Raw genomic sequence first — 6,000 nt, 5'->3', positions numbered from 1 at the left:
GCGTCGATGACCTGTTCGTCGACGAGGGCATTCATCTTGAGCCGGATCCGGCCGCCGCCGTGCTCGCGGTGCGCGGCATCTGCGCGCTGCGCCCCGGGGCCGAGGGATTCTCGGAGAACATTGCGGTCCGCTCGATCCTCGGTCGTTTCCTCGAGCATTCCCGCATCATGCATTTCAATCGCATCAACGAGTTCTGGATCGGCAGCGCCGACATGATGCACCGCAACCTCGACCGCCGCGTCGAGGCGTTGGTTCAGGTCAAGGATCCGAGGCTGACCTCATACCTGGACGACCTGTTCGAGTCCGCACTCGACCCCTCCACTCGATGCTGGGAGCTGGGGCCCGACGGGCAGTGGACCGCGTCGCCGCAGGAGGGCCACACCGTGCGCGATCACCAAGTGTCGTTGATGGAGCGGCACCGCAGTCCGTAACCCTCCGCGTGGTGCTTTACGGTTGTCTCCGGCCGCACCGCGACCGTGCGCGCGACCCCGCACCGAATTGACCTGCAGGAGTTGAGTTGCCGACCAAGAGCTCGCGTTCGGGAAGCCGGATCGTGTATGCCGCCGGAGCCGTGCTGTGGCGGCCGACCGATTCGACCAACCCCGGCCTCGAGATCGCGGTGATCCACCGCCCCCGCTACGACGACTGGTCGCTGCCCAAGGGCAAGGTCGACCCGGGCGAGACGGCGCCCGTCGCCGCGGTGCGGGAGGTACGCGAGGAGACGGGGCACCACTCCATCCTGGGCAGGCGGCTCGACATGGTGAGCTACCCGATCGATGCCGGGGTCAAGAAGGTCTACTACTGGGCCGCGCGCAGCACCGGCGGTGACTTCACCCCCGGCAACGAGGTCGACGAATTGGTGTGGCTACCGATTTCCGACGCGCTGAAGAAAATCAGCTACTCTCACGACCGAAAGATGCTGCGCCACTTCACCAAACATCCCGCGGACACGCACACGGTAGTGGTGGTCCGGCACGGGACGGCGGGCCGTAAATCGCGCTTCAAGGGCGACGACACCCAACGGCCGCTGGACAAACGGGGCCGCGCGCAGGCCGAGGCGCTGGTGCCGCAGCTGCTGGCCTTCGGCGCCACCGACGTCTATGCGGCCGACCGGCTGCGCTGCCACCAGACGGTGGAGCCCCTCGCCGAGGAGCTGGGTGTGCAGGTGCACAACGAGCCCGCCCTCACCGAAGAGTCCTACGCCAAGAGCCCCAAACGCGGCCGGCACCGGATGCTCGCCATCGCGGAGCAGCAAGGCACACCGGTCATTTGCACGCAGGGCAAGGTGATCCCGGATTTGATCGCGTGGTGGTGCGAACGGGACGGGGTACGCCCGGACAAATCACGCAACCATAAGGGCAGCACCTGGGTGCTCTCGCTCGCGGGGGGCCGGCTGGTGGCGGCGGACCACATCGGCGGCGCCCTGGCCGCCAACGTGCGGGCATAACACGCGAATACCCTTCGGGTGCATCGCTGCGCCCCGAAGGGTATTCGCGTCTAGAACTCGACCGATGCCTCAGCGGCGACCGCGACGCGCGGTGGCCTTCTTGGCGGGAGCCTTCTTTGCGGCGGTCTTCTTGGCCGGAGCCTTGGTTGCGGCCTTCTTGGCCGGAGCCTTCTTCGCCACGACCTTCTTCGCCGCGGTCTTCTTGGCCGGGGCCTTGGTTGCGGCCTTCTTGGCCGGGGCCTTGGTCGCCGCCTTCTTGACCGGAGCCTTCTTGGCGGGAGCCTTCTTGGCGGCGGCCTTCTTGGCGGGAGCCTTCTTGGCGGCCGCCTTCTTCGCCGGAGCCTTCTTGGCGGCCGTCTTCTTGGCCGCACCGCTTGCCACTACACCACGCTTCACTGCAGGTCCTTCCGACGGGAGACGCTGTGCCCCAGACACAACCGCTTTGAATTGAGCACCGGGCCGGAACGCCGGCACGGAAGTCGGCTTAACTTTCACCGTCTCGCCGGTACGCGGGTTGCGGGCCACCCGGGCCGCGCGACGCCGCTGCTCGAACACACCGAACCCAGTGATGGTGACGCTGTCACCCTTGTGCACGGCACGCACAATGGTGTCCACAACGTTCTCGACAGCCGCGGTTGCCTGCCGACGGTCGGTGTCCAATTTCTGTGTGAGCACATCAATGAGCTCTGCCTTATTCATCCAATCCCTCCGACGCTAGTGGTCCTCTGTTTGAACCGACTAGTGCACACGGTAAACCCTCACCCAGCAAATTTCCAAGAGCCACGCGCAATTTCAGGGTCGGACAATCGGAAGTTTTCGCAATCCGGTTGCCGCCCTTGACCGGTGGGGGACTGGAATTCCGCCCGAATTAGTTAGGTGAGCGAGAAGAAATTTCGGTCGTCACGACCGCTCAGGAGGCAGGCAGAGTGCGCGGTTTCCACTTCGGATACGCGGCCTCGTATGACTCGATTTTGTCGAGTTTCCGCAGCGTAAGGGCTATATCGTCAAGCCCCTCGAGCAGCCGCCAGGCGGTGTGGTCGTCAATCTTGAACGGCAACACCGTCGTTCCCGCGGTGATATTTCGATCTTGAAGATTGGCAGTGATTTCCAGCCCCGGACTCTGCTCGATGAGCTTCCAAAGGAGTTCCACGCCGTCTTGCGAAACCTCGGCCGCCAGGAGCCCCGCCTTGCCGGCGTTGCCCCGGAAGATGTCACCGAATCGAGACGAGATGACCACCCGGAACCCGTAGTCCATGAGGGCCCACACCGCATGCTCGCGCGACGAGCCGGTCCCGAAATCGGGTCCAGCGACCAGGACCGACCCCCGGTCAAAGGGGCTGAGGTTGAGGACGAATGAGGGATCCGAGCGCCAGCTGGCGAACAGTCCGTCCTCGAAACCGGTTCGGGTGACCCGCTTCAAATACACCGCCGGAATGATCTGATCGGTGTCCACATTGGACCGCCGCAACGGCACACCGATGCCGGTGTGCGTGTGAAATGCTTCCATGCTCTTGCCTTCTTCTCGAATGGATCAGTTCAAATCGGCCGGGGCGGACAACGTGCCGCGAACCGCCGTCGCGGCGGCGACGGCCGGAGACACCAGGTGCGTGCGGCCGCCTTTCCCCTGCCGCCCTTCGAAGTTGCGGTTGGACGTCGCCGCGCACCGCTCTCCCGGCGACAGCTGGTCCGGGTTCATCCCCAGGCACATCGAGCAACCCGCCTGGCGCCATTCGGCGCCCGCGGCGGTGAAAACGTCGCCCAGCCCTTCGGCTTCGGCCTGCGCGCGCACCCGCATCGACCCGGGCACCACGAGCATCCGCACCCCCGGTGCCAGCTTGCGACCGCGCAGCACGTCGGCGACCACGCGCAGGTCTTCGATGCGACCGTTGGTACAGGAGCCCACGAACACGGTGTCGACGGCGATATCGCGCATCGGGGTGCCGGGACGAAGGTCCATGTAAGCCAACGCCTTCTCGGCGGCCTGCCGCTCGGCGTCGCCGGTCATCAGCTCCGGGTCGGGCACGGCCGCGGACAGCGGTACGCCCTGCCCCGGATTGGTTCCCCAGGTCACGAACGGGCTCAACGTTGTTGCGTCGAGGTGGACCTCGGTGTCGAAGACGGCGCCGGGGTCGGTGTGCAGCTGCTGCCAATAGCGCATCGCCGCCTCCCATTGCTCGCCCTGCGGCGCGTGCGGCTTGTCGCGCAGGAATTCGAAGGTGGTGGCATCCGGTGCCACCATGCCCGCCCGGGCGCCGGCCTCGATGCTCATGTTGCAGATCGTCATCCTGGCCTCCATCGACAGCGATTCGATGGCGCTGCCGCGGTATTCGATGACGTGGCCCTGCCCGCCGCCGGTGCCGATCTTGGCGATCAGCGCGAGAATGATGTCCTTGGCCGTCACACCGGCGGGCAATTCGCCGTCGACATTTACCGCCATGGTCTTGAATGGCCGCAGCGGCAACGTCTGGGTCGCCAGCACATGCTCGACCTCCGACGTGCCGATGCCCATCGCCAGCGCGCCGAATGCGCCGTGCGTCGATGTGTGACTATCCCCACAGACAACGGTCATTCCGGGTTGCGTGAGCCCCAATTGCGGCCCGACGACATGCACGATGCCCTGTTCGATATTGCCCATCGGGTAAAGGCGGACGCCGAATTCGGCGCAATTTCGGCGCAACGTCTCGACCTGAGTGCGCGACACCGGGTCGGCGATCGGCTTGTCGATGTCGACCGTGGGCACGTTGTGATCCTCGGTGGCCAGCGTCAGATCGGGGCGCCGCACCGGCCGGCCCGCCAGGCGCAAACCGTCGAAGGCCTGCGGGCTGGTGACCTCGTGCACCAGATGCAGATCGATGTAGATCAGGTCGGGCGCGTCAGCGGCCCCTTTGTCCACAACGTGGTCCTCCCAGACCTTTTCGGCCAGGGTGCGCGGCTTGCCGGATCCCATCTGAAAACTCGCCTCTATTCCTGGTGCGCGGCTCGCCGATCCACCACGGGCTGTGATCTCAGAATGCGAGACGCTAGTATCTTCTTGTGAGACAGCATAGCGGCATCGGCGTCCTCGACAAAGCCGTGAGTGTCCTGCACACGATCGCCCAATCCCCGTGCGGACTGGCCGAACTGTGCGAACGGACCGGATTACCCAGGGCCACCGCGTATCGGCTGGCCGCCGCGCTCGAAATCCATCGCCTGCTGGGCCGCGACGACGAAGGGCGCTGGCTACTGGGCCCGGCCATCACCGAGCTCGCCGCCCACGTCAACGATCCGCTGCTGGCCGCCAGCGCGGGCGTGCTGCCCCTGCTGCGTGAGACCACGGGCGAGAGCGTGCAGCTGTACCGCCGCGAAGGCACGACGCGGGTCTGTGTGGCCGCCCTGGAACCCGCTGCGGGCCTTCGCGATACCGTGCCGGTCGGGGCTCGACTGCCGATGACCGCGGGCTCGGGCGCCAAGGTGCTGCTGGCCCACAGCGACGCGGCGACGCAAAAGGCGGTGCTGCCGACGGCGAAGTTCACCGAGCGCACGCTCGCCGAAGTGCGGCGGCGCGGCTGGGCGCAGAGCGTGGCCGAGCGAGAGCCCGGCGTCGCGAGCGTGTCGGTTCCCGTGCGCGATGGCCGGGGCGCCGTCATCGCCGCCATCTCCGTGTCGGGACCCGTCGACCGGATCGGCCGCCGTCCCGGCGCGCGCTGGGCCGCCGACCTGTTGTCCGCGGCCGACGCGCTCACCCGCCGGCTGTAGGGCCGCCAAGTCGGGTGTGCATCGATGGCGTTGCGAGTGCAACTATGGCGGCGAAGTCGCCAAAATCCCGCCGCACACGCACACCCGACGCCATCAGCGCACACTGAACGCCACCAGCGCACGCTCGACCGGACGTCGCCTGACAGACTGACCGCCATGGGAACCAATCAGCGCGCGAGCATCGTCATGTCGGAAGACGAAATCGCCGACTTCGTCGTCAAGAGCCGCACCGGAACGCTGGCCACCGTCGGCCCCGACGGCCAGCCGCATCTGACCGCAATGTGGTATGCCGTCGTGGACGGAGAAATCTGGCTGGAAACCAAGGCCAAGTCGCAGAAAGCGGTCAACCTCAAACGGGATCCGCGGGTGAGCTTCCTGATCGAGGACGGCGACACCTACGACACACTGCGTGGGGTCTCATTCGAGGGCGTCGCGGAGATCGTCGACGATCCCGACATGTCGCACCGCGTCGGGGTCAGCGTGTTCGAGCGCTACACCGGGCCCTACACCGACGAGATGAAGCCCTTCGTGGAGCAGATGATGAACAAGCGCGTCTGCGTGCGCATCGTCGCTCAGCGCGCGCGGTCATGGGATCACCGCAAACTCGGCCTGCCGGCCATGCCGGTGGGTGGGTCCACGGCACCAGCCGTGTTGGGAACCGGTCAATAGTTTTGTAGCCCCGATGGGATTCGAACCCACGCTACCGCCGTGAGAGGGCGGCGTCCTAGGCCGCTAGACGACGGGGCCAGACACGATCCGAGGTGTCAGCATAGCTCACACGTCAAAGGCCACCTAATCGCTTGAGGTGGCGAGATTTT

Annotated in this window: 6 protein-coding genes, 1 tRNA gene and 1 pseudogene; 4 read left to right on the top strand and 4 right to left on the bottom strand. The window is 66.1% G+C overall.

All coding sequences use genetic code 11. The features are described from left to right. Both A5701_RS21170 and A5701_RS21165 read left to right on the top strand, forming a co-directional pair. Positions 1-431, top strand: a pseudogene (locus A5701_RS21170) (RNA degradosome polyphosphate kinase); the annotation flags it as partial. Between the two features lie 86 nt (positions 432-517). Continuing rightward, positions 518-1,447, top strand: a complete 930-nt coding sequence (locus tag A5701_RS21165; RefSeq protein WP_067758355.1) for a bifunctional NUDIX hydrolase/histidine phosphatase family protein — start codon at positions 518-520, stop codon at positions 1,445-1,447. A gap of 69 nt (positions 1,448-1,516) precedes the next feature. Here A5701_RS21165 and A5701_RS21160 read toward each other — a convergent pair whose 3' ends face one another. The 3 genes from A5701_RS21160 to leuC form a co-directional block, all read right to left on the bottom strand. Next, positions 1,517-2,146, bottom strand: coding sequence for an HU family DNA-binding protein (locus A5701_RS21160; protein ID WP_067758352.1), 630 nt, complete (start codon positions 2,144-2,146; stop codon positions 1,517-1,519). Between the two features lie 211 nt (positions 2,147-2,357). Continuing rightward, a complete protein-coding gene (gene leuD, locus A5701_RS21155; protein ID WP_067758349.1) occupies positions 2,358-2,954 on the bottom strand; it encodes a 3-isopropylmalate dehydratase small subunit in 597 nt (198 codons plus the stop codon). A 24-nt stretch (positions 2,955-2,978) separates the two neighbouring features. Continuing rightward, positions 2,979-4,394: a 3-isopropylmalate dehydratase large subunit gene (gene leuC / locus A5701_RS21150; RefSeq protein WP_067758346.1), complete on the bottom strand. Its 1,416-nt coding sequence runs from the start codon at positions 4,392-4,394 to the stop codon at positions 2,979-2,981. 86 nt (positions 4,395-4,480) lie between these two features. Here leuC and A5701_RS21145 point away from each other — a divergent pair, with 86 nt between their 5' ends. Both A5701_RS21145 and A5701_RS21140 read left to right on the top strand, forming a co-directional pair. After that, positions 4,481-5,182: an IclR family transcriptional regulator gene (locus A5701_RS21145; RefSeq protein ID WP_067758343.1), complete on the top strand. Its 702-nt coding sequence runs from the start codon at positions 4,481-4,483 to the stop codon at positions 5,180-5,182. Between the two features lie 156 nt (positions 5,183-5,338). After that, positions 5,339-5,851, top strand: a complete 513-nt coding sequence (locus tag A5701_RS21140; RefSeq protein ID WP_067758340.1) for a pyridoxamine 5'-phosphate oxidase family protein — start codon at positions 5,339-5,341, stop codon at positions 5,849-5,851. A 5-nt stretch (positions 5,852-5,856) separates the two neighbouring features. Here the strand turns inward: A5701_RS21140 and A5701_RS21135 are convergent. Next, positions 5,857-5,929 (bottom strand) — tRNA-Glu (locus A5701_RS21135). Between the last annotated feature and the right edge of the window lie 71 nt (positions 5,930-6,000).

The sequence above is a fragment of the Mycobacterium sp. E3305 genome (assembly GCF_001666785.1).
Taxonomy (GTDB): domain Bacteria; phylum Actinomycetota; class Actinomycetes; order Mycobacteriales; family Mycobacteriaceae; genus Mycobacterium.
This window is presented reverse-complemented; position numbering and strand designations above follow the sequence as displayed.

What these genes read in the sequence shown, in the direction of transcription:
- A5701_RS21160 (WP_067758352.1), bottom strand. Translation starts at nt 2,146, where the DNA reads ATGAATAAGGCAGAGCTCATTGATGTGCTCACACAGAAATTGGACACC.
- leuD (WP_067758349.1), bottom strand. Translation starts at nt 2,954, where the DNA reads ATGGAAGCATTTCACACGCACACCGGCATCGGTGTGCCGTTGCGGCGG.
- leuC (WP_067758346.1), bottom strand. Translation starts at nt 4,394, where the DNA reads ATGGGATCCGGCAAGCCGCGCACCCTGGCCGAAAAGGTCTGGGAGGAC.
- A5701_RS21140 (WP_067758340.1), top strand. Translation starts at nt 5,339, where the DNA reads ATGGGAACCAATCAGCGCGCGAGCATCGTCATGTCGGAAGACGAAATC.